Source organism: Streptomyces sp. NPDC002076, from assembly GCF_053593835.1.
Window position 1 is genome coordinate 58069 of the sequence record NZ_JBSFDI010000014.1, and the last position, 26338, is coordinate 84406.

General features: G+C 69.7%; 19 protein-coding genes. 10 read left to right on the top strand and 9 right to left on the bottom strand.

Annotation, left to right across the window (positions count from 1 at the left end):
* Nucleotides 1-87 precede the first annotated feature (87 nt).
* The gene (gene dop, locus ACWCQS_RS27700; protein ID WP_451006967.1) at nt 88-1599 is read right to left on the bottom strand and encodes a depupylase/deamidase Dop; all 1512 of its coding nucleotides are present in this window, start codon (nt 1597-1599) and stop codon (nt 88-90) included.
* A gap of 231 nt (nt 1600-1830) precedes the next feature.
* Nucleotides 1831-3597, bottom strand: coding sequence for a proteasome ATPase (gene arc / locus ACWCQS_RS27705; RefSeq protein ID WP_451006968.1), 1767 nt, complete (start codon nt 3595-3597; stop codon nt 1831-1833).
* A 521-nt stretch (nt 3598-4118) separates the two neighbouring features.
* On the opposite strand from arc, the gene ACWCQS_RS27710 reads away from it, so the two are divergent.
* Nucleotides 4119-4421, top strand: coding sequence for a ferredoxin (locus ACWCQS_RS27710; protein ID WP_351206632.1), 303 nt, complete (start codon nt 4119-4121; stop codon nt 4419-4421).
* A 19-nt stretch (nt 4422-4440) separates the two neighbouring features.
* Here the strand turns inward: ACWCQS_RS27710 and ACWCQS_RS27715 are convergent, their stop codons facing one another.
* The 3 genes from ACWCQS_RS27715 to ACWCQS_RS27725 all read right to left on the bottom strand — a co-directional run bounded on the left by ACWCQS_RS27715 (nt 4441) and on the right by ACWCQS_RS27725 (nt 8130).
* The gene (locus ACWCQS_RS27715) at nt 4441-5022 is read right to left on the bottom strand and encodes a hypothetical protein (RefSeq protein ID WP_451006969.1); all 582 of its coding nucleotides are present in this window, start codon (nt 5020-5022) and stop codon (nt 4441-4443) included.
* Between the two features lie 245 nt (nt 5023-5267).
* A complete protein-coding gene (locus tag ACWCQS_RS27720; RefSeq protein ID WP_451006970.1) occupies nt 5268-6167 on the bottom strand; it encodes a tRNA (adenine-N1)-methyltransferase in 900 nt (299 codons plus the stop codon).
* Nucleotides 6168-6243: 76 nt separating this feature from the next.
* A complete protein-coding gene (locus ACWCQS_RS27725) occupies nt 6244-8130 on the bottom strand; it encodes a site-2 protease family protein (protein WP_451006971.1) in 1887 nt (628 codons plus the stop codon).
* A gap of 178 nt (nt 8131-8308) precedes the next feature.
* On the opposite strand from ACWCQS_RS27725, the gene ACWCQS_RS27730 reads away from it, so the two are divergent.
* Nucleotides 8309-9340 (top strand): PD-(D/E)XK nuclease family protein, encoded by a 1032-nt coding sequence (locus ACWCQS_RS27730; RefSeq protein ID WP_451006972.1) that lies wholly within the window; start codon nt 8309-8311, stop codon nt 9338-9340.
* 14 nt (nt 9341-9354) lie between these two features.
* A complete protein-coding gene (locus tag ACWCQS_RS27735; RefSeq protein WP_228618649.1) occupies nt 9355-10026 on the top strand; it encodes a response regulator in 672 nt (223 codons plus the stop codon).
* 75 nt (nt 10027-10101) lie between these two features.
* Here the strand turns inward: ACWCQS_RS27735 and ACWCQS_RS27740 are convergent, their stop codons facing one another.
* From ACWCQS_RS27740 to metH, 4 genes are all read right to left on the bottom strand, one after another.
* Complete coding sequence (locus ACWCQS_RS27740) at nt 10102-11679, bottom strand: ABC transporter substrate-binding protein (protein WP_451006973.1); 1578 nt, start codon at nt 11677-11679, stop codon at nt 10102-10104.
* Nucleotides 11680-11777: 98 nt separating this feature from the next.
* Nucleotides 11778-13382 (bottom strand): ABC transporter substrate-binding protein, encoded by a 1605-nt coding sequence (locus ACWCQS_RS27745; RefSeq protein WP_451006974.1) that lies wholly within the window; start codon nt 13380-13382, stop codon nt 11778-11780.
* Between the two features lie 433 nt (nt 13383-13815).
* Nucleotides 13816-14517: an HAD family hydrolase gene (locus ACWCQS_RS27750; protein ID WP_450982408.1), complete on the bottom strand. Its 702-nt coding sequence runs from the start codon at nt 14515-14517 to the stop codon at nt 13816-13818.
* A 214-nt stretch (nt 14518-14731) separates the two neighbouring features.
* A complete protein-coding gene (gene metH / locus ACWCQS_RS27755; RefSeq protein ID WP_451006975.1) occupies nt 14732-18247 on the bottom strand; it encodes a methionine synthase in 3516 nt (1171 codons plus the stop codon).
* A gap of 274 nt (nt 18248-18521) precedes the next feature.
* On the opposite strand from metH, the gene ACWCQS_RS27760 reads away from it, so the two are divergent.
* The 7 genes from ACWCQS_RS27760 to ACWCQS_RS27790 all read left to right on the top strand — a co-directional run bounded on the left by ACWCQS_RS27760 (nt 18522) and on the right by ACWCQS_RS27790 (nt 26292).
* The gene (locus ACWCQS_RS27760; RefSeq protein WP_451006976.1) at nt 18522-19286 is read left to right on the top strand and encodes an IclR family transcriptional regulator; all 765 of its coding nucleotides are present in this window, start codon (nt 18522-18524) and stop codon (nt 19284-19286) included.
* 355 nt (nt 19287-19641) lie between these two features.
* Nucleotides 19642-20436 carry an MIP/aquaporin family protein gene (locus ACWCQS_RS27765; protein WP_451006977.1) on the top strand — a complete coding sequence of 265 codons (795 nt, stop codon included), beginning with the start codon at nt 19642-19644 and terminating at the stop codon, nt 20434-20436.
* Between the two features lie 63 nt (nt 20437-20499).
* Nucleotides 20500-22038: a glycerol kinase GlpK gene (glpK, locus tag ACWCQS_RS27770; protein ID WP_451006978.1), complete on the top strand. Its 1539-nt coding sequence runs from the start codon at nt 20500-20502 to the stop codon at nt 22036-22038.
* Nucleotides 22039-22086: 48 nt separating this feature from the next.
* Nucleotides 22087-23703 carry an FAD-dependent oxidoreductase gene (locus ACWCQS_RS27775; protein WP_451006979.1) on the top strand — a complete coding sequence of 539 codons (1617 nt, stop codon included), beginning with the start codon at nt 22087-22089 and terminating at the stop codon, nt 23701-23703.
* A 166-nt stretch (nt 23704-23869) separates the two neighbouring features.
* The gene (locus ACWCQS_RS27780; protein ID WP_451006980.1) at nt 23870-24415 is read left to right on the top strand and encodes an SMI1/KNR4 family protein; all 546 of its coding nucleotides are present in this window, start codon (nt 23870-23872) and stop codon (nt 24413-24415) included.
* A gap of 45 nt (nt 24416-24460) precedes the next feature.
* The gene (locus ACWCQS_RS27785) at nt 24461-25132 is read left to right on the top strand and encodes a FadR/GntR family transcriptional regulator (protein ID WP_451006981.1); all 672 of its coding nucleotides are present in this window, start codon (nt 24461-24463) and stop codon (nt 25130-25132) included.
* Nucleotides 25133-25308: 176 nt separating this feature from the next.
* Nucleotides 25309-26292, top strand: coding sequence for a PAC2 family protein (locus tag ACWCQS_RS27790; protein WP_451006982.1), 984 nt, complete (start codon nt 25309-25311; stop codon nt 26290-26292).
* Nucleotides 26293-26338: the final 46 nt, after the last annotated feature.

The window sequence follows — 26338 nt, forward strand, 5'->3', positions numbered from 1 at the left end:
AACGTACGGGGGCCACCTCGATGATTCCCGGGCGGTCGGGGTTTCCACCCTGCCCGCCCGGGCCGCACCGAGTACCCCCTGGCCCGCTCACCCGCCTGACAGGACCCTGACCAGGTCTTCTGCGGTGCGGCAGCGGTCCAGCAGTTCCTTGACGTGATTTCGCGTTCCGCGTAGCGGTTCCAGGGTTGGAACGCGCTGGAGGGAGTCGCGGCCGGGGAGGTCGAAGATGACCGAGTCCCAGCTCGCCGCGGCGACGTCGTCGGCGTACTGCTCCAGGCAGCGGCCGCGGAAGTAGGCGCGGGTGTCCTCCGGTGGCTTGGTGCGGGCCTTCTCGACCTCGGACTCGTCCAGGAGGCGCTTGATGCGGCCGCGGGCGGCGAGGCGGTTGTAGAGGCCTTTCTCGGCGCGTACGTCGGCGTACTGGAGGTCGACGAGGTGGAGGCGTGCGGCGTCCCAGTCGAGGTTGTCGCGGCGGCGGTAGCCCTCCATGAGTTCGCGTTTGGCGACCCAGTCGAGTTCGCCGGCGAGGCTCATGGGGTCGTTCTCCAGCCGGGTGAGGGTGTCCTCCCAGCGGGTCAGGACGTCCTTGGTCTGGTCGTCGGCGTCGGCCCCGTAGCGTTCCTCCACGTATTTGCGTGACAGCTCGTAGTACTCCATCTGGAGCTGGACGGCTGTGAGGGTGCGTCCGCTGCGCAGTGTGATCAGGCGCTTGAGGGACGGGTCGTGGGAGACCTGGTGCAGGGTCCGTACCGGCTGGTCGACGGCCAGGTCGACCGCGATGAAGCCGTCCTCGATCATGGACAGGACCAGGGAGGTCGTGCCCAGCTTGAGGTAGGTGGAGATTTCGGAGAGGTTGGCGTCGCCGATGATCACGTGGAGGCGGCGGTATTTCTCCGCGTCGGCGTGGGGTTCGTCGCGCGTGTTGATGATGGGGCGCTTCAGGGTGGTCTCCAGGCCGACCTCGACTTCGAAGTAGTCGGCGCGCTGGCTGATCTGGAAGCCGTGTTCGTGGCCGTCCTGGCCGATGCCGACGCGGCCGGCGCCGGCGAAGACCTGGCGGGAGACGAAGAAGGGGGTCAGGTGGCGCACGATGTCGGAGAAGGGGGTTTCCCGCTTCATCAGGTAGTTCTCGTGCGTGCCGTAGCTGGCGCCCTTGTTGTCGGTGTTGTTCTTGTAGAGGTGGATGGGCTGGGCGCCGGGGAGCTGGGCGGCTCGTTCGGCGGCCTCGGCCATGATGCGTTCGCCGGCCTTGTCCCAGAGGACGGCGTCGCGGGGGTTGGTGACCTCGGGGGCGCTGTATTCGGGGTGGGCGTGGTCGACGTAGAGGCGCGCACCGTTGGTGAGGATGACGTTGGCGAGGCCGATGTCCTCGTCGGTGAGCTGGCTGGCGTCGGCGGCCTCGCGGGCGAGGTCGAAGCCTCGCGCGTCCCGTAGCGGGTTTTCTTCCTCGAAGTCCCAGCGGGCCCGGCGGGCCCGGTGCATCGCCGCCGCGTAGGCGTTGACGATCTGGGACGAGGTGAGCATGGCATTGGCGTTCGGGTGGCCGGGGACGGAGATCCCGTACTCCGTCTCGATGCCCATTACTCGCCGTACGGTCATGCGGCCCTCCTTGCCCGGCGGCACCCTCGGTCGTGGGGCCGCTCACGTACCGCTGGAGCTCCGGTGCGTGTGCGGTGCCCGTCCCCGCACTGCGCGACTCGGCGGTAGGAACGAGCCTAGAACGCCTTTGCGCTGGTGGGGAGATCATTTGCGTCATTGGCTGCTCCGGTCGTGGCCTGAAAAAGCGAGGGCTGCGGGTACCCGGTGAGGGCACCCGCAGCCGCCCTGCTGTTACAGGTACTGACCGGTGTTCGCCACCGTGTCGATGGAGCGTCCGGTGTCTGCGCCCTGCTTTCCGGTGATGAGGGTACGGATGTAGACGATCCGTTCGCCCTTCTTTCCGGAGATGCGGGCCCAGTCGTCGGGGTTGGTGGTGTTGGGGAGGTCTTCGTTCTCCTTGAACTCGTCCACGCAGGCCTGGAGGAGGTGGGAGACGCGGAGGCCCTTCTGGTTCTTTTCGAGGAAGTCCTTGATCGCCATTTTCTTGGCGCGGCCGACGATGTTTTCGATCATGGCGCCGGAGTTGAAGTCCTTGAAGTAGAGGACTTCCTTGTCGCCGTTGGCGTAGGTGACTTCCAGGAAGCGGTTCTCCTCGGATTCGGCGTACATCTGCTCGACCGCCGTCTGGATCATGCTCTGGACGGTGGTGGTCTTGTCGCCGCCGTGTTCGCCGAGGTCGTCGGCGTGCAGCGGGAGGCGTTCGGTGAGGTACTTGCCGAAGATGTCCTTGGCGGCCTCGGCGTCGGGGCGCTCGATCTTGATCTTCACGTCGAGCCGGCCGGGGCGGAGGATGGCGGGGTCGATCATGTCCTCGCGGTTGGAGGCGCCGATCACGACCACGTTCTCCAGGCCCTCGACACCGTCGATCTCGGCGAGCAGCTGGGGGACGATGGTGTTCTCCACGTCCGAGCTGACGCCGGAGCCTCGGGTGCGGAAGAGGGATTCCATCTCGTCGAAGAAGACGATGACGGGGGTGCCCTCGCTGGCCTTCTCTCGGGCACGCTGGAAGACGAGGCGGATCTGCCGCTCGGTCTCGCCGACGTACTTGTTGAGCAGCTCGGGGCCCTTGATGTTGAGGAAGAAGCTCTTGCCGGCGGCCTGGCCTGTGACCTCGGCGACCTTCTTGGCGAGCGAGTTCGCGACGGCCTTGGCGATGAGTGTCTTGCCGCAGCCGGGGGGGCCGTAGAGCAGGACGCCCTTGGGCGGGCGCAGCTCGTGCTCCTTGAACAGGTCCGGGTAGAGGTAGGGCAGCTCGACCGCGTCGCGGATGGCCTCGATCTGGTTGCCGAGTCCGCCGATGGCCTCGTAGCCGATGTCCGGGACCTCTTCGAGGACGAGTTCTTCGACCTCGCTCTTGGGGACGACCTCGTAGACGTAGCCGGAGCGGGGTTCGAGCAGCAGGGCGTCGCCGGCGCGGATGGTGACGTCCAGCAGCGGCTCGGCGAGCCGTACCACCCGTTCTTCGTCGGTGTGCCCCAGCACGAGGGCGCGCTCGCCGTCCTCGAGGATCTCCTTGAGGGTGACGATGTCGCCGACGCGCTCGAACTCCATGGCTTCGACCACGTTGAGTGCTTCGTTGAGCATGACCTCCTGGCCGCGCCGCAGGTCGTCGAGGTCGACGCTTGGGCTGACGTTCACCCGGAGTTTGCGGCCGCCGGTGAAGATGTCGGCGGTGCCGTCCTCGTTGGCCTGCAGGAAGACGCCGAAGCCGGCGGGCGGCTGGGCGAGCCTGTCGACCTCTTCCTTGAGGGCCACGATCTGGTCGCGGGCCTCGCGGAGGGTGTTGGCCAGCCGTTCGTTCTGGGCGGACACGCCGGCCAGGTTGGTCTGCAGCTCGACGATCCGCTCTTCGAGAATCCTCGTGTGTCGCGGAGAGTCGGCGAGCTTGCGTCGCAGGACGGCGATCTCCTGCTCAAGGTAGGCGATCTGCCCGGCCGGGTCGTCGGACCCTCGTCCCGGGCGGATGCCGCGGTTCATGTCGTCGTCGTGGGCTGCCACGGTCCTCACCTCCTCCAAGGGGAGCTGGACGCTTCCAGACCCTACCTGGGTGGGTGTCGATTGAAACCCCTAGATCACAGAGACTGTCAAGGTGTGTCGTCGGTCACCCGTTGCGCTCTCCCTCGCACGGAGGGGATACCCACTCAACGTGATACGGAAGCGGCTTGTTCCAGGCATCGCGTGGTCAAAACCCTTCAAGAGTGGCCGGAGTTGTCCGATCCGGGCGGGTGGGCCCGGAGGTGGGCAGACGACAGCGCGCTTGCGTGTTTCATCACGCAGAGCGACGGTGCGGGCGGAGGGTGTCACGGCCGGCCTGGCCTGAAGTGGTGGGTGTCATAGCCGGGGGTGTGTCTGTCCTGATCGAGCGCTGGTACCCGAGGGGGCGGGGGTGGAAACCCGGGGCCGGTGGAACGTGGCCGGAATGCGGGCGGGGGTAGGGTCGGGGTGTTCAACAGCCGCTGGTGCGGACCCGGCTGGCCCTGGTGGTGCCGGTTCCGCGCGGCGTACCGACGGCAGGAGAGGTGACCGTGCAGCAGGAGGCCCCGGGCGGGGAGGCGCTGGAGGTCTGGATCGACCAGGATCTGTGTACCGGTGACGGGATCTGCGCCCAGTACGCCCCTGAGGTGTTCGAGCTGGACATCGACGGGCTGGCCTATGTGAAGGGCGCGGACGAGGAGCTGTTGCAGGCGGTGGGTGCGACGGTGCCGGTGCCGTTGCCGCTGCTGGCGGATGTGGTGGATTCGGCGCGGGAGTGTCCCGGCGAGTGCATTCATGTGCGCCGGGTTTCGGACAGGGTCGAGGTGTACGGGCCCGACGCGGAGTGAGTCCGGGCCGGGCCGGGTGTCAGACGCTGTGGGCGTCGGCGGGGGTGGAGCGGATGAACGCGGTGCCGTTCCAGTGCCACTTGGTCGGGGTTTTCAGGTCGGGGCAGCAGTTGGGGACGGCGTCGGAGGAGTAGCCGAGCAGGGTGGCTGCGACGGTGCCCGCGCGTATCGAGAAGTCGGTGACGGTGAGCCGGTCCTTGGGGTCGACGAGGGTGGCGACGACGCGTGGTTGGTCGCCGTCGGTGGAGCGGGTCAGGACGTAGACGGCGTCGGGTGGTGTGCCCATGGCGGAGTCGCAGTGCAGTACTGCGACGGTTTCCGGTCTGCCGTCGCCGTCGAGGTCGCCGGTGGCTTTCTTGGCGACCACGGCTTTCACGGGTCCGCACTGCAGGGGGAAGTCCACGCCGGTGGTGCTGGGTGGTGCGACGGCGGCGGGGGCGGACTTGGTGTGTGTGCCGGTGGCGGACTGGGCGGCCGTGGCCGATCCGGGCTGGACGAACGAGGAGAGGGCCACGACGCCGGCGACGGCCGTGGCGGTGGCGACCCAGTGGATGGGTCGGGTCTGGGCGTGAGCGAGCTCCGGAACGGCGGATTGCTGCACTAGGAGTGTCTCCTGTGAGGGCTGTGCCGGTGGGGGTGGCCAGCATGGTGCCACACGTCACAGTGCGGGGGAACGGCGGGGTCGGGGATTCCCGCGGTGGGGCCGGCGCAAGTGCCGGGCGTCCGCGCTGTGGGGGCCGGGGAATCTCCTGGTGCCCTGTCAACGAAGGGGCGCCGTGCCGGAGTTCCCGTCGGTCTGCAGGAACTCCGGCACGGCGCCGTTGCGTTGTGCTGTGTGCGGGTGGGTCAGCGGCCGGAGCCGTCGGCGTTGGGTCCGGCGTAGTCCTCGCCGTAGGCGCCCTTGGCGGGGCGGCGGCGGCGCATGGGGGGCTCGACGCCGTCGGCGAGGCGGCGGGCGGTGAGCAGGAAGCCGGTGTGGCCGATCATGCGGTGGTCGGGGCGGACGGCGAGGCCCTCGATGTGCCAGTTGCGGATCATGGTCTCCCAGGCGGTCGGCTCGTTGAAGCAGCCGATCTCCCGGATGGACTCCACGGTCCGGGCGAGCTGGGTGGTGGTGGCCACGTAGCAGCAGAGGATGCCGCCGGGGACGAGTGCCTTGGAGACGGCTTCCAGGCATTCCCAGGGGGCGAGCATGTCGAGGATGACGCGGTCGACGTCGGTGTCGGACAGGTTGTCCTGGAGGTCGCCGACGGTGAGCTGCCAGGCGGGGTGGGGGCCGCCGAAGTAGCGCTCGACGTTCTGCTTGGCGATCTCGGCGAAGTCCTCGCGGCGCTCGTAGGAGTGCAGCATGCCCTGGTCGCCGATGGCGCGCAGCAGGAAGCTGCTGAGCGAGCCGGAGCCGACGCCGGCCTCGACGACGCGTGCGCCGGGGAAGATGTCGGCGAAGGCGAGGATCTGCCCCGCGTCCTTGGGGTAGACGACGGCTGCCCCGCGGGGCATGGACAGGACGTAGTCGGGGAGCAGGGGGCGCAGCGCGAGGTAGGCGACGTTGCCGGTGGTGCGGACAACGCTGCCCTCGGGAGCGCCGATCAGTTCGTCGTGCGGGAAGGAACCCTTGTGGGTGTGGAAGTTCTTCCCGGCTTCGAGCGTGAACGTGTAGTGGCGGCCCTTGGGGTCGGTCAGCTGTACCTGGTCCCCGACCTTGAAGGGCCCGCGCCTGCGGGCGGCACCGGTCGGTTCGGACATGTGACCAGCCTACCGGGTCCCGTCCGGGGGTTTGGCCGACGGAGAGGTGGGGGGCGGCGGTCCGTTCCGCACGGCGTTATGTGGCGGGCCTTGCCATCGCCCTGACGAAGGCCCGCTCCACGTCCGCCGCTGACAGGACGCCGTAGATCTCGCCGGTCTCCTCGACGACGAGGTATTCGGTGGCGGGGGTGGCGCGCAGGACGTCGAGGAGTTCTTCGCCGGCGAGCTCGGCGGAGACGCGCATGCCGTCGGTGAGGTCCTGGGCGAGGCCGCTGACGGCGACCCAGGGGCGGCGATGTTCGGGTACGCCGACGATGGCGGACTCGCGGACCAGGGAGAGGGGGTTGCCGTGGGCGTCGACGACGACGAGGGCGCGGGCGCCGGCGGCGTTGGCGCGGCGCAGGGCCTCCGAGAGCGGGGTGTCGGTCTCGACGGGGACGGCCCGCCGGGTGAGGGTGCGGGCGCGTAGTTCGGGGAGGTGTTCGCGCAGGCGGGCCATGCGCAGGCTGTTGCCGGCGCCGGTCCAGATGATGGCGGCGAGGATGGCGGCGAGCAGGGCGTCGGTGACGGTGTCCATGCCGCCCGTGTTCTCGCTGTTGCCGCCGAGGGCGCCGGACTGGTTGAGCAGCGGCAGGCCGATCAGGACGGCGACGGCGAGGGCGCGGCCGACCCAGGCGGCGGCGACGGTGCCGCTCATGGGTTTGCCGGTGATGGCCCAGACGACGGCGCGGAGCATGCGGCCGCCGTCGAGGGGGAGGCCGGGGAGGAGGTTGAAGATCGCCACGATGAGGTTGGAGATCATCAGGCCGGCCAGCAGGACGCCGGGTACGGTGCCGGGCTGGACGGGTTTCATGGCGAGGTAGAACAGTCCGGCGAGGACGAGGGAGAGCAGCGGGCCGACGAAGGCCAGGACGAATTCCCGGCCGGGAGTCTCGGCCTCCTTCTCGATCTCGGAGACGCCGCCGAAGAACTGCAGCTGGATGCGGCGGACCGGGAGCTTGAAGCGGATCGCGGCGACCGTGTGGGCCAGCTCGTGGACCAGCACGGAGGCGTAGAAGGCGACGGCGAAGAACAGGGAGACCAGGTAGCGGAGGGCGCCCAGCTCGGGCAGCACGCGGTCGAGCTGGCCGCCGAAGACCCAGGTGATGAGCGCGGCGACGAGGAACCAGCTCGGCGCGACGTAGACCGGTACGCCGAAGGGGCGGCCCATGAGGATGCCGCCACCGGGCTCTTTGGGCCGTGGCTGGGGCGGTTCGCCCTTGGCGATTCCGGAGTGGGCGAGGGTCCGGTGCTGCTCGGGCTGCCTGTCCGGCCGGCTGCCGGAGGCGTTTTCGGGTCCGGCGGAGGTGTCGGGGGTGTGGGGCTGGACGGTCGTTTCGCGGGACGGGGTCTGCGAGCCGCCGGTGTCGCCGGTGGTGGCGCTGGTGCCGATGTCCTCCGAGCCACCGGTGCGCCCCTCGGCGCCCGCCCCACCACCGGTGCCGGTGGCCTCGGGGCGGCCTTCTGCACCGGCCGCGCCCCATCCGCTGGCGCCGGTCCCGCTGGTGTCACCCGTCGCGCCGCCGGTGACGGCCGGGCCACCGGAGGTCCCCTCGGCATCCCAGCCACCGCCGGTGCCGCCCGTACCGGCCGGAGTCACAGCGGTGCCCGGAACGCCACCTGCGCTGTCCATGCCCTGCGCAGGAGCCGCGGCATCCGGACGGGCGTCGGCGCTGTCCGTGCGCTCGGGGTTCGCGGTGGTGTCCGTGTCGGGCTGGGCGGGTTGTGGGGTGGCCGGGCGGGCGGGCGCGTCTGCTTTGTCGTCGGTCTCGGCCCGGCGGTGGTCCGCGGTGGGCGTCCCGGGCTGCGGCTCCGGGCCCGCATGGTCGGTGCGGTCGGTCGTCGGGGCCGTTGGACCTGCGGGGTGCTCGGCCGGCTTTTCGTTGCCGGACCGCGGCTGCCCGCTCCCGCCGCTCACGTCCACGGTGTCCCCTCGTTCGAAGCGTCTCCCGTACCTGCCGGACGGAAGGGTCTCTGGTCGATGGTATGCGGCCTTGGTGACGCGTTCCGCCCCGGCACCCCTTGTGTTTGCCCCGCGGACGCGGGCCGGACTCGGGCGGCGGCTGGGTCACTGTCAGTGGTGGGCCGTAAGGTCTGTGGACATGGACAGCAGCATCGAGGACGCGGGAGCCCTGTCGGGCGGCGCCGAGCAGACGGATCCGGCCGAGGCGCCGCAACCGACGCCTGTGGCGGCTTCGGTGCCGGGGCCCTCGACAGCTGTGGAGGCCGCCGAGCCGGACTCGGCCGTGCCGGCTCCGCCGGAGGCCGGTGCCGAGCGCGTCGCCATCCCGCCCACCTCCCTGTCCCCGTCCCGGGCCAGTGATTTCATGCAGTGCCCGCTGCTGTACCGGTTCCGGGTGATCGACCGGCTGCCGGAGAAGCCAAGCGCGGCGGCGACCCGGGGCACCCTGGTGCACGCGGTGCTGGAGCGGCTGTTCGACGCGCCGGCGGCGGAGCGGACCGCGCCGCGGGCGAAGTCGCTGATCCCGGGGCAGTGGGACCGGCTGCGGGAGAGCAGGCCGGAGCTCGTGGAGCTGTTCGCGGACGATCCGGACGGGGAGCTGCTCGCGGGCTGGCTCACCGAGGCCGAGCGGCTGGTCGAGCGCTGGTTCACGCTGGAGGATCCGACGCGGTTGGAGCCGGCGGAGCGCGAGCTGTTCGTGGAGGCCGAACTGGACTCGGGGCTGCGGCTGCGCGGGATCATCGACCGGGTGGATGTGGCGCCGACCGGTGAGGTGCGGATCGTCGACTACAAGACGGGGAAGGCACCGCGGCCGGAGTACTCCGAGGGCGCGCTGTTCCAGATGAAGTTCTACGCCCTGGTGGTGTGGCGGCTGAAGGGGGTCGTGCCGCGGCGGCTGCAGCTGGTCTATCTCGGTAGCGGGGACGTGCTGACGTACGACCCGGTCCTCGCCGATCTGGAGCGGGTGGAGCGCAAGCTGCACGCGCTGTGGGAGGCCATCAGGCAGGCCACGGAGACCGGGGAGTGGCGGCCGCGGCCGACGAAGCTGTGCGGTTGGTGCGACCACCAGGCGCACTGCCCGGAGTTCGGCGGCACTCCCCCGCCGTATCCGTTGCCGGTGAGGGCGCGCGAGTCCGGGGGCGTGTCGCAGGGCAGAATGGGCCCGGACTAGCGAAGGAGTGTCAGGTGGCCATCCGTGTCCTACTGGTCGACGACCAGCCCCTGCTGCGTACGGGTTTCCGGATGATCCTGGAGGCCGAGCAGGACATCGCGGTCGTGGGCGAGGCCGGTGACGGCCTGCAGGCCCTCGATCAGGTGCGGGCCCTGCAGCCGGACGTCGTGCTGATGGACATCCGTATGCCGCGGATGGACGGGGTGGAGGCGACCCGGCAGATCACCGGGCCTGACCGGTCCGGTCCGGCGAAGGTGCTGGTGCTCACGACGTTCGATCTGGACGAGTATGTCGTCGAGGCGCTGCGCGCCGGGGCGAGCGGCTTTCTGCTGAAGGACGCGCCGGCCAATGAACTGGTGCAGGCGATCCGGGTGGTGGCGGCGGGTGAGGCGATGCTGGCGCCGAGCATCACGCGCCGCCTGCTGGACAAGTACGCCACGCATCTGCCCTCCGGTGAGGAGCCGGTGCCGGACACTCTGAACACCCTCACCGACCGTGAGGTGGAGGTGCTGAAGCTGGTGGCGCGGGGTCTGTCCAATGCGGAGATCGCCGCCGACCTGTTCGTCAGCGAGACCACCGTGAAGACGCACGTGGGGCATGTGCTGACCAAGCTGGGTCTCAGGGACCGGGTGCAGGCGGCGGTGTACGCGTACGAGAGCGGTCTGGTGCGTCCCGGCGCTCAGTGAGCGCGGACGTGTCCGGTAGGACGGCGAAGGGCGCCCCTCCCGCGTGGAGACGGGCGCCCTCGGTGCCAGCGGGCGTCAGCTCTTGCTGAGTTCCCAGAACCGGAACACCGTGGAGGCGTCCAGGCAGTACTCCAGGCCGTAGACGCCGTCGCGGACGACCGCGTACTGCTTGGCCTGCCAGACGGGCAGGACGGGCAGTTCGGTGGCGACGATGTTCTGCAGCTGCCCGAAGTCCTTGTCGGTGGCGGCCCGGTCGCTCTGTGCGGCGGTGTCGGGGATGAGGGTGCCGGTGATGGTGCGGTTGCTGTAGTTGTTGTCCAGCACGTTGCCCTTGCCGAAGAAGGGTGCGGTGAAGTTGTCGGCGTCCGGGTAGTCCGGCACCCAGCCCTTGACGTACACGCCGTACTTGCCGGCCGCGATGTCCTTCTCGTACTGGCCGAAGGCGACGGACTTGACGTCGGCGTCGAACAGGCCGCTGGCGTTGAGCTGTCCGGCGATGGCCTTCAGTTCCTCGTCGGTGGCGGGGCCGTAGCGCGACGGCGTGGACCACAGGGTGAGCCTGACCTTGCCGGTGATGCCGGCGGCGCGCAGTGCGGCGGCGGCCTTGGCCTGGGAGGGGCGGGCGCCGTAGGTGTCGAAGAAGGCCGTGTTGTGGCCGACGATGCCCGCCGGGATGATCGAGTACAGCGGGGTGGCGGTGCCCTGGTAGACGTTCTTGATGAGGGCGTCTCGGTCGATGAGGTAGGCCATGGCCTTGCGGACGCCGAGTTTTCCGGCGACCGGGTCGTTCATGTTGAAGACCAGGTGCTGGACTTCGGCGCTGCTGCCCTCGATGACGTCGACGCCCTTGCCCTCCTGCTGGTCGAGGCCGGCGACGTCGGAGGCGGACAGGCCTCGGTAGGCGATGTCGACCTTGCCGTCGAGGAGGGCCTTCTTCAGGGCGGCGCGGTCGCCGTGGAAGAACTTCAGGGTGACGCCGGAGTTCTTGACCTTGGCGGTGCCCTGGTAGTTGCCGTTGACGGAGAAGACGGCCTGGTCCTTGTCGAAGGAGTCCAGCTTGTAGGGGCCGGAGCCGATGGCCTTGTGGTCGGTGCGCAGGCCGTTCGCGTCGTACTGGCGGTGGTCGACGATGGAGCCGGCGCCGGAGGCGATCTTGCTGGGGAAGGTGGCGTCGGAGGACTTCAGGTGGAAGACGACCGTCTTCGCGTCGGGGGTGTCGACGCTGCCCAGCATCGGGAACATGATCGCGGGCCCCGAGGGGTCGTTGATCTTCAGCATGCGGTCGAAGGAGAACTTCACGTCCTTCGAGGTGAGCGGGTCACCGTTGCTGAACTTCAGGCCGTCCTTGAGCGTGCACTGGTAGACGGTGGCCCGGGAGTCGGCGAAGGTGCATTCCTTGGCCAGTTCCGGCTGGGGCTCGGTCCCGCCTTTGGGGAAGCTGAGCAGCGACTGGAAGACGTTGTCGAACAACAGCCAGGAGCCGGGGTCGTAGCCGGAGGCCGGGTCCGTGGCGAGGACGTCGTCGGACATCCCCATCACCATGGCGGAGCCGGTACCCCCGGAGTCACCGGATCCCGAGCCGCAGCCGGTCAACAGGCCGGAGGCCAGCCCCGCCACGATGGGCAGGACTGGCCACTGGTTGCGCATGTTCACTTGAAATGTGCCTTGTCGTCGGTTCGTCACCCCGGGGCCGCCGTCCTGGTCCCGGGCAGTCCGGGGCAGCCGTCCCTGGCCCCCGGACGAGAGAGCCGTCAGCCGCTCACACCGCGGCCGAGCTCCCACAGCTGAAGCGTCGAGGAGGAGTTGAGGGCGTAGGCGACGCCCGTGATGTCGTCCCGTGCGGCGACGTACTGCTTGCCCTGCCACAGCGGCAGGACCGGGACGTCCTCGGCGACGATGTCCTGGATCTCCGTGAGGCTCTTGGCGGCGTTGAGCCGGTCGGCCTCGCGGCGGGAATCCGGGATCAGGGTGCGCTGGATGGTGCTGTTGGAGTACGGCGAGCCGAGGAAGTTGTCCTTGTCCAGGAAGGGCGCGAGGAAGTTGTCGGCGTCCGGGAAGTCAGGGAACCAGCCCATGCCGTAGACGTCGTACTGGCCCTTCTGCTCGGCGGGCCGGAAGGTGTCCCAGGGGTGGCCCTGGATGGACGCGTCGAACAGGCCGCTGTCGTTGAGCTGCTTCTGCAGGACCTCGAACTCCTTCTTCGTGGCGGAGCCGTAGTGGTCGGTGGTGTAGTGCAGGGTCAGCTTGACCGGCGCGGTGATGCCGGCCCCGGTCAGCAGGGCCTTGGCCTTGGCGACGCTGGGGTTGCCGTACTTGTTGAAGAACGAGTTGGAGTGGCCGGTGACGGTGGCCGGGACGAGCGAGTACAGCGGCTCGGCCTGGGTGCCGTAGACCTTGGAGAGGATTTCCGCGCGGTCGATGAGCTGGGCCATGGCCTGGCGTACGGCCTTGGACTTCACGCTGGGCGCGTTGGTGTTGAAGGCGAGGTAGCGGATTTCCAGGCCCGGCATGTCGACGAGGTCGACCTTGTTGGTGCCGCCGGCGTCCAGCTTCTGGATCTGGTCGGGCGACATGGTGCGGGTCATGACGTCGATGTCACCCTTGTCGATGGCGGCGCCCATGGCGTCGGCGTCGGTGAAGGAGCGCAGTTCGACCTTGTCGTTGTTCACCTTCACGGCCCCCTTGTAGTTGGGGTTCTTGGTGAAGGTCATGGCGGTCATCGCGTTGCCGCTGACGTCGCCCTGGAAGGTGTAGGGGCCCGACCCGTCGACCTCGAAGCCGTCGCGCAGCTTGTCCTTCTGGTAGTCCTTCGGGTTGATGATGCCCGCGACCGGGGTGGACAGCTTGTACGGGAAGGTGGCGTCGGCGGTCTTGAGGTGGAAGATGACCTCGCGGTCGCCCTGGGTCTCGACGGTGTCGATGGTGTTCAGCAGGGAGGACACGCCACTGCTGGACTTGAGGCGCAGAGCGCGCTCGATGGAGTACTTGACGTCCTGGGCGGTCACCGGGTCGCCGCTCGCGAACTTCAGGCCGTCGCGGAGCTTGCAGGCGTAGCGCTCGCTGCCGCTGTCGGTGAAGGAGCAGCTCTCGGCGGCGTCCGGGACGGGGTCGCCCTCGCCCTTGGGCTGGGCCATCAGGGTCTGCACGGTCTGGCGCAGGATGTTCCAGGTGCCGACGTCGTAGGCGTAGGCGGGGTCGAGGGGCGCCGGGGCGTCGCTGGTGGTCGTGAACCGGTCCGTGGTACCGACGACGATGGCGTCACCGCTCTTGCTCCCGCTGCCGGATCCGCCACACGCGGCGAGAACCGGGGTGAGCAGGCCGGCCACCGCCGGCAGCACCAAAGTCTTGCGGTTCATGCGGGAGTTTCTCCAGAGCTGTTCGGGTCCGTGTATCCGGCATGCAGGGGTGGTGCGGCGGATCACGGGGGGTTGCGGCGATGTTCTCGCGATGAGATTAGTCCGCGCCCGCAGGAGGGTTCACGGCCCCGTGAGTTGACCCCCCATCACGCAGTGGAACCAGGTGCGGACACACCGAAAACCCGACAGCGGCAGGATTAGTGCAGCATCCCATCAATCGGGACACAAAGACCCGTCGTTCCGGGCCGAACAGGGCCGTTCAGCACACTTGACCCGGGTTGTCGAGGGTGGCCGGAGTGGGGAACGTCACACTTTCAACTGTGCCGTGAGTCAGTGGAATTCGGCCGGACGACCGGCCGTGAATTCCACTCGGGTGTACTTCCCCGGAAATTTGTCCAACCGGGCCAATGGACTTTTCACGCTGGGTGAACGGCTAGGGCATTTCCGTCATCAGGCCGCGCAGAAATGCCAGGTCGACCTCTTCCAGGGAGGTCACCACGGTGCGTCCGGCGGCCGGGCTGATGGGAGCGACGGAGGGTACGGCGACGACGCGGCAGCCCGCTGCCTCGGCGGCGGCGACACCGGTTGCGGTGTCCTCGACCACCGCGCATCTGTCCGGCCGGGCGTCGAGCCCCGCCGCGGCGAGCAGATAGGGGTCGGGGAAGGGCTTGGTGCGCGAGACCTCGTCACCGGCGATGGACAGGGCGAAGTGGTGCGCGCCGAGGATGCTCAGCACGCGGTCGATGATGCGCCGGTGGGAGGCGGAGACCAGGGCGGTGGGGATGCCGTGCTCGTGGAGTTCGGCGAGCAGGCGGGCGGCGCCCGGCATGAGCGGCAGGGCCCGGTCGATGCGGTCCTCGAAGCCCTCGTTGAGCAGCACGGTGAGTTCGGCGAGGGTGATGTCGGCGCCGGTGGCCTCGATGAGGAAGCCGGCGCTGCGGGTCATGGGTCCGCCGACCACGACGTGCCGCCAGGACTGGTCCAGGGTGTGGCCGAGGGCGGCGAAGACCTCGACCTCGACGTCCCACCAGAAACCCTCGGTGTCCACCAGGGTGCCGTCCATGTCGAGGAGCACCGCCTGCAGGGCGGAGCCTTCGGCCGTAAGGGTTCCGAGCGCGGGGACCGTGCTGGTCATCCGGGCGCACCTCCTTGAGGGACGATCAGGCCGGTTCCCGGACAGGGAACCGGCCTGGTGGACCGACCAGTGTACGTCTCCGGTGCGCAAAACGCCTCGTTTATCACTCGCGCCCGGGGGTATGCCGAAAATCACCCTCTGCGCAGGCCGGAGGGCCGTTGGTGTGTACCGTGAAGCCGCCGGCGCCGCTGCTCCGGCAGAACCCCCGGAAGGCTCAGCGGGCGTTGAAGTACTTCGCCTCCGGATGGTGGATCACGATGGCGTCCGTGGACTGCTCGGGGTGCAGCTGGAACTCCTCGGACAGGTGGACGCCGATCCGCTCCGGCCGGAGCAGGTCCGCGATCTTGGCGCGGTCCTCCAGGTCGGGGCAGGCGCCGTAGCCGAGGGAGAAGCGGGCGCCCCGGTACTTCAGGGCGAACATGTCCTCCATGTCGGCCGGGTCTTCGCCGCCGAAGCCGAGTTCGGCGCGGACGCGTGCGTGCCAGTACTCGGCGAGCGCCTCCGCCAACTGGACGGAGAGGCCGTGCAGTTCGAGGTAGTCGCGGTAGGCGTTGGCCTCGAAGAGCTTCGCGGTCTCCTCGCCGATGCGCGAGCCGACGGTGACGACCTGGAGGCCGACGACATCGGTCTCGCCGGACTCCTCCGGGCGGAAGAAGTCGGCCAGGCACAGGCGCCGGCCGCGGCGCTGGCGCGGGAAGGTGAACCGGGTGCGCTCGTTGCCCTGCTCGTCCAGGATGATCAGGTCGTCGTCCTTGGACACGCAGGGGAAGTAGCCGTAGACGACGGCGGCTTCCAGCAGGTTCTCCGTCTGGAGCCGGTCCAGCAGTCCGCGCAGCCGGGGGCGGCCCTCGCTCTCCACGAGCTCCTCGTACGACGGTCCCTCGCCGGTGCGGGCCTGCTTCAGGCCCCACTGGCCCTTGAACAGCGCGCCCTCGTCGAGCCAGCTCGCGTACTCCTTGAGCTGGATGCCCTTGACGATCCGGGTGTCCCAGAACGGCGGGGTCGGCACGGGGTTGTCGGTGGCGACGTCGGAGCGGACGTGGCCTTCCTCGGGGCGTTCGGCGACCTCGACGGCGGCGGTGGCCCGCACCCTGCGCTGGCGCAGCTCGGGCAGCTTGGCGCCCGGCACGCCGCGCTTGACCCCGATGAGGGCGTCCATCAGGCGCAGGCCCTCGAAGGCGTCGCGGGCGTAGCGGACCTCGCCCTCGTAGATCTCGTGCAGGTCCTGCTCCACATAGGCGCGGGTGAGGGCGGCGCCGCCGAGGATGACCGGGAACCGGGCGGCGAGGCCGCGCTGGTTCAGCTCCTCCAGGTTCTCCTTCATGATCACCGTGGACTTCACCAGCAGCCCGGACATGCCGATGACGTCGGCCCGGTGCTCCTCGGCGGCCTCCAGGATCGCGGAGACCGGCTGCTTGATGCCCAGGTTGACGACGTTGTAGCCGTTGTTGGACAGGATGATGTCGACCAGGTTCTTGCCGATGTCGTGGACGTCGCCGCGTACGGTCGCGAGGACGATGGTGCCCTTGCCCTCGGCGTCGGACTTCTCCATGTGCGGTTCGAGGTAGGCGACGGCGGCCTTCATGACCTCGGCGGACTGCAGCACGAACGGCAGCTGCATCTGCCCGGAGCCGAACAGGTCGCCGACGACCTTCATTCCGTCCAGCAGGGTCTCGTTGACGATGTCGAGCGCCGGGCGGTCCCGCAGGGCCTCGTCCAGGTCGGCTTCCAGGCCGTTGCGCTCGCCGTCGATGATGCGCCGCTTGAGGCGCTCCTCCAGCGGCAGCGCGGCCAGTTCCTCGGCCTTGCCGGCCTTCAGGGACTTGGCCGTTGCGCCCTCGAAGAGCTGCATCAGCTTCTGCAGGGGGTCGTAGCCCTCGCGGCGGCGGTCGTGGATCAGGTCCAGGGCCGTGGTGACCTGCTCCTCGTCGAAGCGGGCGATCGGCAGGATCTTGGACGCGTGCACGATCGCCGAGTCCAGGCCCGCCTTCACGCACTCGTCGAGGAAGACGGAGTTCAGCAGGATGCGGGCGGCCGGGTTCAGACCGAAGGAGATGTTCGACAGGCCGAGCGTGGTCTGGACGGCCGGGTGGCGCCTCTTCAGCTCGCGGATCGCCTCGATGGTGGCGAGGCCGTCCTTGCGGGACTCCTCCTGACCGGTGCAGATGGTGAAGGTCAGGGTGTCGATGAGGATGTCGTCCTCGCGGATGCCCCAGTTCCCGGTCAGGTCGTCGATGAGCCGTTCGGCGATCTCGACCTTCTTCTCGGGGGTGCGGGCCTGGCCCTCCTCGTCGATGGTGAGCGCGATCAGCGCGGCGCCGTGCTCCTGGGCGAGCTTGGTGACCTTCGCGAACCGGGAGTCGGGGCCGTCGCCGTCCTCGTAGTTCACGGAGTTGATCACAGCGCGGCCGCCGAGCTTCTCCAGGCCCGCCTGGATGACGTCGACCTCGGTGGAGTCCAGCACGATCGGCAGGGTGGAGGCGGTGGCGAAGCGGCCGGCGAGTTCCTCCATGTCGGCGACGCCGTCGCGGCCGACGTAGTCCACGCACAGGTCGAGCATGTGCGCGCCCTCGCGGATCTGCTCCCGGGCCATCTCCACACAGTCGTCCCAGCGGCCTTCCAGCATGGCCTCGCGGAACTTCTTGGAGCCGTTGGCGTTGGTGCGCTCGCCGATGGCCAGGTAGGAGGTGTCCTGGCGGAAGGGGACCGTCTGGTAGAGGGAGGCGGCGCCGGGCTCGGGGCGCGGGTCGCGGGCGGGCGGGGTGAGGCCCTGGACGCGTTCGACGACCTGGCGCAGGTGCTCGGGGGTCGTACCGCAGCAGCCGCCGACGAGGGAGAGGCCGTACTCGCGGACGAAGGTCTCCTGGGCGTCGGCCAGCTCGGGCGCGGTCAGCGGGTAGTGGGCGCCGTCCTTGCCGAGGACGGGCAGGCCCGCGTTGGGCATGCAGGACAGCGGGATGCGGGCGTTGCGGGCGAGGTAGCGCAGGTGCTCGCTCATCTCGGCCGGGCCGGTGGCGCAGTTCAGGCCGATCATGTCGATGCCGAGCGGCTCCAGCGCGGTGAGCGCGGCGCCGATCTCGGAGCCGAGGAGCATGGTGCCGGTGGTCTCGACGGTCACGGAGACGATCACCGGCAGGTCCAGGCCGAGGGCTTCCAGGCCGCGCCGGGCACCCAGGACGGCGGCCTTGGTCTGCAGCAGGTCCTGGGTGGTCTCCACGAGCAGCGCGTCGGCGCCGCCGGTGACCAGGCCCTCGGCGTTGCGCTGGTAGGCGTCGCGCAGGGTGGTGTAGGGGGCGTGGCCGAGGGTGGGCAGCTTGGTGCCGGGGCCCATGGAGCCGAGGACCCAGCGGGTACGGCCGTCCTTGGCGCTGAACTCGTCGGCGACCTCGCGGGCCACGCGGGCGCCGGCCTCGGACAGCTCGTGGACGCGCTCGGAGATGTCGTACTCGCCGAGGGCGGAGTGGTTGGCCCCGAAGGTGTTGGTCTCGACGCAGTCGACGCCCACGGCGAAGTACGCCTCGTGGACGGAGCGGACGATGTCGGGGCGGGTGAGGTTGAGGATCTCGTTGCAGCCCTCGAGCTGCTGGAAGTCCTCGAGGGTGGGGTCCTGGGCCTGGAGCATGGTGCCCATGGCTCCGTCGGCGACCACCACACGGGTGGCGAGTGCCTCTCGGAGCGCGGACACACGGGTCCGGCTGTCGGCGGAAGGGGACGGTGGCAACGAGGCCATGAAGGGGCTCCCTAGGTGCGACGGCTGTCGGCTTTGCGGTGTCCCGGACAGGCGGGGAGGCCGCACGGCGCCAGAGTAACCGGGAGTCGGCTTGGATGGGCACCGGCGTCCACGAGGCGGACGCCGGTGGCCCGTGCACCACGGGCAGGTCACATGTGATGTAACAAGTGCCGACCGACCGTTAGCGGGAGGTCGTCATGGACCGGTAGTGTTCGACATTGCCGAACGGTGTTGAATGCCGTGCGGTAGTCGAAGGGACGGAGGCAGGACGGCGATGGCACGGAACATCCAGTCGCTCGAACGGGCGGCCGCGATGCTGCGCTTGCTCGCGGGTGGGGAGCGGCGGCTCGGTCTGTCGGACATCGCCTCCTCCCTGGGCCTCGCCAAGGGCACCGCCCACGGCATTCTGCGCACCCTCCAGCAGGAGGGCTTCGTGGAGCAGGACGACGCCTCCGGGCGCTATCAGCTGGGCGCTGAGCTGCTGCGCCTGGGGACCACCTACCTGGACGTGCACGAACTGCGCGCCAGGGCCCTGGTGTGGACCGACGACCTGGCCCGTTCCAGCGGGGAGAGCGTGTATCTGGGCGTCCTGCACCAGCAGGGCGTGCTGATCGTGCACCACGTCTTCCGGCCGGACGACAGCCGGCAGGTGCTGGAGATCGGCGCCATGCAGCCGCTGCACTCCACCGCGCTGGGCAAGGTGCTGTCCGCCTACGACCCGGTGGCGCACAGCGAGGCGCTGGAGGCCGACCGGAAGCCCTTCACCGACCGCACGGTGTACGACATCGAGGACTTCGAGCACCTTCTCGACATCACACGCGCGCGTGGCTACGCGGCCGACGTCGAGGAGACCTGGGAGGGCGTGGCGTCGATCGCCGCGCCCATCCACGACCGGCGCCGTATGCCCGTGGGCGCGGTCGGCATCACCGGGGCCGTGGAACGGCTGCGCCGGGACGGGGAGCTGCGTCCCGAGCTGATCGCGGCGGTGCGCGACTGCGCCCGCGCGGTGTCGAGGGACCTGGGCGCGGGACGGTTCTGACCGCTGCCCCGAGGGCATGCCTGGATTCCCCCAGGGGCGACCGGAACGCCGGGCGGCGTTCCGGTCCTCGCCCTACCCTGAAACCGACATATCAGGCTAATGCCCACGTCAGCGTGCGAAGAGTGATAACCCGCAGCGATCAATAACGATCCTGTTTTCGACAACAGAACCCTTGACGCATGCGTAACGCCGAAGCAAGACTCCCGTCCATCGGTCGGCATTGTCGAACACCTACCGGCAATACGCGCTAGAGTGTGACAACGCCAAGGGCCGGCATCGCTCTCACCCCCGAGGGCGCCAGAACCCCGGCGGGACCCGGGGTTCGGCCCCTGGACGAAGGACAAAGGAGTCGCGGGTGTCCAGCTCCGACATCTTCATCGGCGAGACCATCGGTACCGCCACACTCATCCTGCTCGGCGGCGGCGTCTGCGCTGCCGTCACGCTGAAGGCCTCCAAGGCCCGTAACGCCGGTTGGCTCGCCATCACCTTCGGGTGGGGCTTCGCCGTCCTGACGGCTGTGTACATCTCCGGACCGCTCTCCGGTGCGCACCTCAACCCGGCCGTCACCGTCGCCCTTGCCATCAAGAACAGCGACTGGAGCAACGTTCCGGTCTACTTCGCCGGCCAGCTGCTCGGCGCGATGATCGGCGCGACCCTGGTGTGGATCGCCTACTACGGCCAGTTCCACGCTCACCTGACCGACAAGGAGATCGTCGGCGGTCCGGGCGCGCAGGCCACCGCGGCCAAGGCGGTCGAGGCCCAGGAGAAGGGCGCCGGCCCGGTCCTCGGCATCTTCTCCACCGGCCCCGAGATCCGGAACGCGGCGCAGAACCTCGCCACCGAGATCATCGGCACGGTCGTGCTGATCCTCGCGGTCCTCACGCAGGGTCTGAACGACAAGGGCAACGGCCTCGGTGTCCTCGGCGGTCTGATCACCGCGTTCGTGGTGGTGTCGATCGGTCTCTCCCTCGGCGGCCCGACGGGCTACGCCATCAACCCGGCCCGTGACCTGGGCCCGCGCATCGTGCACGCCCTGCTGCCGCTGCCCAACAAGGGCGGTTCCGACTGGGCGTACGCCTGGATTCCCGTGGTCGGTCCGCTGATCGGCGGCGCGATCGCCGCAGGCATATACAACGTCGCCTTCGCCTAGAAATCACTTCGAAGCACGCGCCGTACGCACCGCCCTATCACCACGGATCTTTTGGAGCACACAGTGACCGACGCCCACACCGCAGGCCCGTTCATCGCCGCGATCGACCAGGGCACCACGTCCAGCCGCTGCATCGTCTTCGACCGGGACGGCCGGATCGTCTCCGTCGACCAGAAGGAGCACGAGCAGATCTTCCCCAAGCCGGGCTGGGTCGAGCACAACGCCAACGAGATCTGGACCAACGTCCAGGAAGTCGTCGCCGGGGCCATCGCCAAGGCGGGCATCACTCGTGACGACATCAAGGCCATCGGCATCACCAACCAGCGCGAGACCACCGTGCTGTGGGACAAGAACACCGGCGAGCCCGTCCACAACGCCCTCGTCTGGCAGGACACCCGCACCGACGCCCTGTGCAAGGAACTGGGCCGCAACGTCGGCCAGGACCGCTTCCGCCGCGAGACCGGCCTGCCGCTGGCCTCGTACTTCTCCGGTCCCAAGGCCCGCTGGCTGCTCGACAACGTCGACGGCCTGAAGGAGCGCGCCGAGGCCGGTGACATCCTCTTCGGCACCATGGACACCTGGGTCATCTGGAACCTGACCGGTGGTGTCAACGGCGGCAAGCACGTCACCGACGTCACCAACGCCTCCCGCACCATGCTGATGAACCTGCACACCACGCAGTGGGACGAGAAGATCGCCGAGTCCATCGGCGTGCCGCTGCAGATCCTGCCCGAGATCCGCTCCTCCGCCGAGGTCTACGGCGAGGTCACCGGCGGCAAGCTCGGCGAGCTGCTCGGCGGCATTCCGGTGGCCTCCGCGCTCGGCGACCAGCAGGCGGCCCTGTTCGGCCAGACCTGTTTCTCCGAGGGCGAGACCAAGTCGACCTACGGCACCGGCACCTTCATGGTGATGAACACCGGTGACAAGATCATCAACTCCTACGCCGGTCTGCTGACCACGGTCGGCTACAAGATCGGCGACCAGCCGACGGTCTACGCCCTGGAGGGCTCGATCGCCGTCACCGGCTCGCTGGTGCAGTGGATGCGCGACCAGATGGGCCTGATCTCCACCGCCGCCGAGATCGAGACGCTCGCGCTCTCGGTCGAGGACAACGGCGGCGCCTACTTCGTGCCGGCGTTCTCCGGTCTGTTCGCCCCGCACTGGCGCTCCGACGCCCGCGGTGTGATCGCCGGCCTGACCCGGTACGTCACCAAGGCGCACCTCGCGCGCGCCGTCCTGGAGGCCACCGCCTGGCAGACCCGGGAGATCGCCGACGCCATGGTCAAGGACTCCGGCGACGAGCTGGTGGCCCTGAAGGTCGACGGCGGCATGACCTCCAACAACCTGCTGATGCAGACCCTCGCCGACGTTCTGGACGCACCGGTGGTGCGCCCGATGGTCGCCGAGACCACCTGCCTCGGCGCCGCCTACGCCGCCGGCCTGGCCGTCGGCTTCTGGTCCAGCACCGACGAACTGCGCGCCAACTGGCGCCGGGCCGCCGAGTGGACCCCCCAGATGGACGCGGACACCCGCGACCGTGAGTACAAGAACTGGCTCAAGGCCGTCGACCGGACCATGGGCTGGATCGAGGACGAGAACTGAGCCGCCCGACACAGCTCAGACATCTCTGACGAGGAGTAAGTACCCGACATGACCAGTCAGTCCACCCTGAGTTCCGTGCCTGCCCTGGGGACGCACCCGGCCTCCGGCTCCAACCCGAGCCGGGCCGAGACCAGGGAGCAACTCTCCAAGGCGTCGTACGACCTTCTGGTGATCGGCGGCGGCATCCTGGGCATCTCCACCGCCTGGCACGCCGCGCAGTCCGGCCTGAGGGTGGCTCTGGTCGACGCCGGCGACTTCGCCGGTGCCACCTCCTCCGCCTCCTCCAAGCTGCTCCACGGCGGTCTGCGCTACCTGCAGACCGGCGCGGTGAAGCTGGTGGCGGAGAACCACTTCGAGCGCCGTGCGGTCTCCCGCCAGGTGGCCCCCCACCTGGCGAACCCGCTCACCTTCTACCTCCCCGTGTACAAGGGCGGGCCGCACGGCGCGGCGAAGCTCGGCGCGGGCGTCTTCGCCTACTCCGCGCTGTCCGCGTTCGGTGACGGCGTCGGCCATCTGCTCTCGCCCGCCAAGGCGGCGCAGGACGTGCCCGAGCTGCGCACCGAGAACCTCAAGGCCGTGGCCGTGTACGGCGACGACCAGATGAACGACGCGCGCATGGCGCTGATGACGGTCCGCGCGGCCGTCGAGTCGGGCGCGGTCGTCCTCAACCACGCCGAGGTCACCGGCCTGCGCTTCACCAACGGCCGGGTCACCGGTGCCGACCTCAAGGACCGGCTGTCCGGCGAGGAGTTCGGCGTCAACGCCCGCCTGGTGCTGAACGCGACCGGCCCCTGGGTCGATCACCTGCGCAGGATGGAGGACCCGAACGCGGCGCCGTCGATCCGTCTGTCGAAGGGCGCGCATCTGGTCCTGAAGCGGACGTCGCCGTGGAAGGCCGCGCTGGCGACTCCCATCGACAAGTACCGCATCACCTTCGCCCTCCCGTGGGAGGACATGCTGCTGCTCGGCACCACCGACGAGGAGTACGAGGGCGACCCGGCGGACGTGTCCGTCAATGACAAGGACATAGCGCAGATCCTGGACGAGGCCGCGTTCTCCGTGCGCGACCAGCAGCTGCAGCGCGACCTGATCACCTACGCCTTCGCCGGACTGCGGGTGCTGCCGGGCGGCCCCGGCGACACCGCCAAGGCCAAGCGCGAGACCGTGGTGACCGAGGGCAAGGGCGGCATGCTGTCCGTCGCGGGCGGCAAGTGGACCACCTTCCGGCACATCGGCCGTACGGTGATGCAGAAGCTGGAGGCGCTGCCGGGTCACCCGCTCGGCGACGACTTCGAGCCGATCTCCTCGCTGCCGAAGAAGCTGCCGCTGCCCGGTGTCGCCAACCCGCGCGCGGTCGCCCACCGGCTGCTCGTGGACCGGCCGGCTCCGGGTCCGCGGATGGCCGCCGACACCGCCAGGCACCTGGCCACCCACTACGGCTCCCTGGCCTTCGACATCGCCCGCCTGGCGAACGAGAACCCGGAGCTGGCCGAGCGCGTCCACCCCGACGCGCCGGAGATCTGGGCGCAGGTGGTCTGGGCCCGTGACCACGAGTGGGCCGAGACCGCGGACGACGTCCTGCGCCGCCGTACGACGCTGACGATCCGGGGCCTGGCCACGGACGAGGTCCGCGCGGGGGTGCAGGACCTGCTCGACAAGAAGTAGGCCCCGGTGACGGCCGGTCCGCTCCCCTGACCGGGACCGGCCGCCACCGCAGCGCCGGACCGCCGCACCGGGTCCGGACGACCGAGAGGGGCGGCCCCACGCCGATGGGGCCGCCCCTTTCGGCTGCCCTGGGGGCGTTGTCAGTGCCGGGTGCTTCCATGGGGACATGAACGACGATCAAGCGGATCCCGGCGAACTCGCGGCGCTGCGGGAGGCCTTCGCGGTGGACGACGGCGGCGAGTCCGCTCTCGGCTGGGCGGCGGTGCGCGCGTTCGAGACGGAGCACGGGGTGGTGCTGCCGGAGCCGTACCGGACGTTCGTGGCGGAGGTGACGGACGGGTCGTACCAGGGGCCGCCGGAGTACGGGCTGGTGGGACTGGTCGCGGGCGGCGCGAAGCAGGACCTGGCCGAGCCGTTCCCGCTCTCCGGCGCATGGCTGTGGGAGGAGGACGAGGGGCCTTACGAGGATCCGGACGCAGTGATCGAGCGGGTCGGCCGCGACGGCTCGCTCATGCTCGGCACGGACGGCTGCGGCATGGACTGGCATCTGATCGTCACCGGGCCCCATCGGGGCCACATATGGCAGATCACCGGTGAGGGCGCGTTCCCCTTCGGGGCCGAGTTCGGGTGCACCACCGCCGAGTCCGGTTTCGCCGGCTGGGTGCGGCACTGGGCGGCGGGCAGGGAGTGGTTCGACGCGCCGCCCGCATAATGGCCGCTGAGACATCCGATGTCTGGGCGACCAGGGAGGCCGGTCATGGCAGTCACCGATGAGGCGATCGAGAAGATCAAGGGCATGATCGTCTCCGGTGCGCTGCGGCCCGGGGACCGGTTGCCCAAGGAGAGCGAGCTGGCCGCCGAGCTGGGGCTGTCGCGGAACTCGCTGCGGGAGGCCGTGCGGGCGCTGTCGCTGATCCGGATCCTGGACGTGCGGCAGGGCGACGGCACGTACGTCACCAGCCTCGATCCACAACTGCTGCTGGAGGCGCTGAGCTTCGTCGTGGACTTCCACCGCGACGACACCGTCCTGGAGTTCCTCGCCGTGCGCCGGATCCTGGAGCCGACCGCGACCGCGATGGCGGCCTTCCGGATCGGCGAACAGCAACTGGACGCGTTGTCCGCCCAGTTGGACGCCCTGGGTGACGAACCCTCGGTGGAGGAACTGGTCGCCGCGGACCTGGAGTTCCATCGCGGCATCGTGCGCGGCGCGGGCAACTCGGTGCTGTGCTCGCTGCTGGACGGCCTGTCGGGGCCGACCACGCGGGCCCGGATCTGGCGGGGCCTCACCCAGGAGGACGCGGTCGGCCGCACCCTGCGCGAGCACCGGGCGATCCTGGCCGCGCTGCGCGACCGGGACGCGGAGGCGGCCCGCTCCTGGGCGACCGTGCACATCGCGAGCGTGGAACAGTGGCTGCGCAGCACCCTGTGAGAGGGGGGCAGACGCCCGTGCGGATCCGGTCGGGCTCCGGGTTGACGGCGGGTGTTCGACGGTGGCGAACGGGGCAGTGATCCGGTCACTGGCCCACGCAAAGGGGCTGCGGGCGCCCCCGCCGGACGCCGTAAGGTTGGTGAGTCAAGCGAGGGCACGTCGGAAGGAGGCACTGGGTGATCGAGCTGGAGGGGGTTCCCGAGCTGATCGACCCAGTCATGGTGGCCGCGTTCGAGGGCTGGAACGATGCCGGCGACGCCGCCTCCACGGCGGTCGCGCATCTGGAACGCGAGTGGAAGGGCGAGGTCTTCGCGGCGCTCGACGCCGAGGACTACTACGACTTCCAGGTGAACCGGCCCACGGTGTTCATGGACGCCGGTGTGCGCAAGATCACCTGGCCGACGACGAGGTTGTCGGTGGTGCGGGTCGGCGGCGAGAAGCCGCGCGACCTGGTGCTGGTCCGCGGCATCGAGCCGTCCATGCGCTGGCGCTCGTTCTGCAACGAACTGCTCGGCTTCGCGCACGAGCTGGGCGTGGAGCTGGTGGTCATCCTGGGCGCCCTGCTCGGTGACACCCCGCACACGCGTCCCGTGCCGGTCAGCGGGGTGACGTCCGACCCGGACCTGGCCCAGCGGATGGACCTGGAGGAGACCAAGTACGAGGGCCCGACGGGCATCGTCGGCGTCCTGCAGGAGGCGTGCACGCACGCCGGCGTCCCGGCGGTGTCGCTGTGGGCGGCCGTACCGCACTACGTCTCCCAGCCGCCCAACCCGAAGGCCACGCTGGCGCTGCTCAACCGGCTGGAGGACCTGCTGGACCTGCGCATCCCGCAGGGCGAGCTGCCGGAGGACGCGCGCGCCTGGCAGGTGGGCGTGGACCAGCTGGCCGCAGAGGACAGCGAGGTCGCCGAGTACGTCCAGACGCTGGAGGAGGCCCGGGACACCGCCGAGCTGCCGGAGGCGTCGGGTGAGGCGATCGCCCGCGAGTTCGAGCGGTATCTGCGGCGCCGGGATGTCAGCCCGCCGGGCGGCCACGCGACGGCCGACGGCGGGGACGGTGGCTCCTTCCGCAGGGACAGTCCCGGCGGAAAGAACCGGCCGCCGAAACCGCCCAGGCCGGATGCGGCCGAGGGGGACGACGAAGACGGCTCGGAGGAGTGAGGACACCGGAAGGGGCGGTTCCCAAGGAGGGAACCGCCCCTTCCCG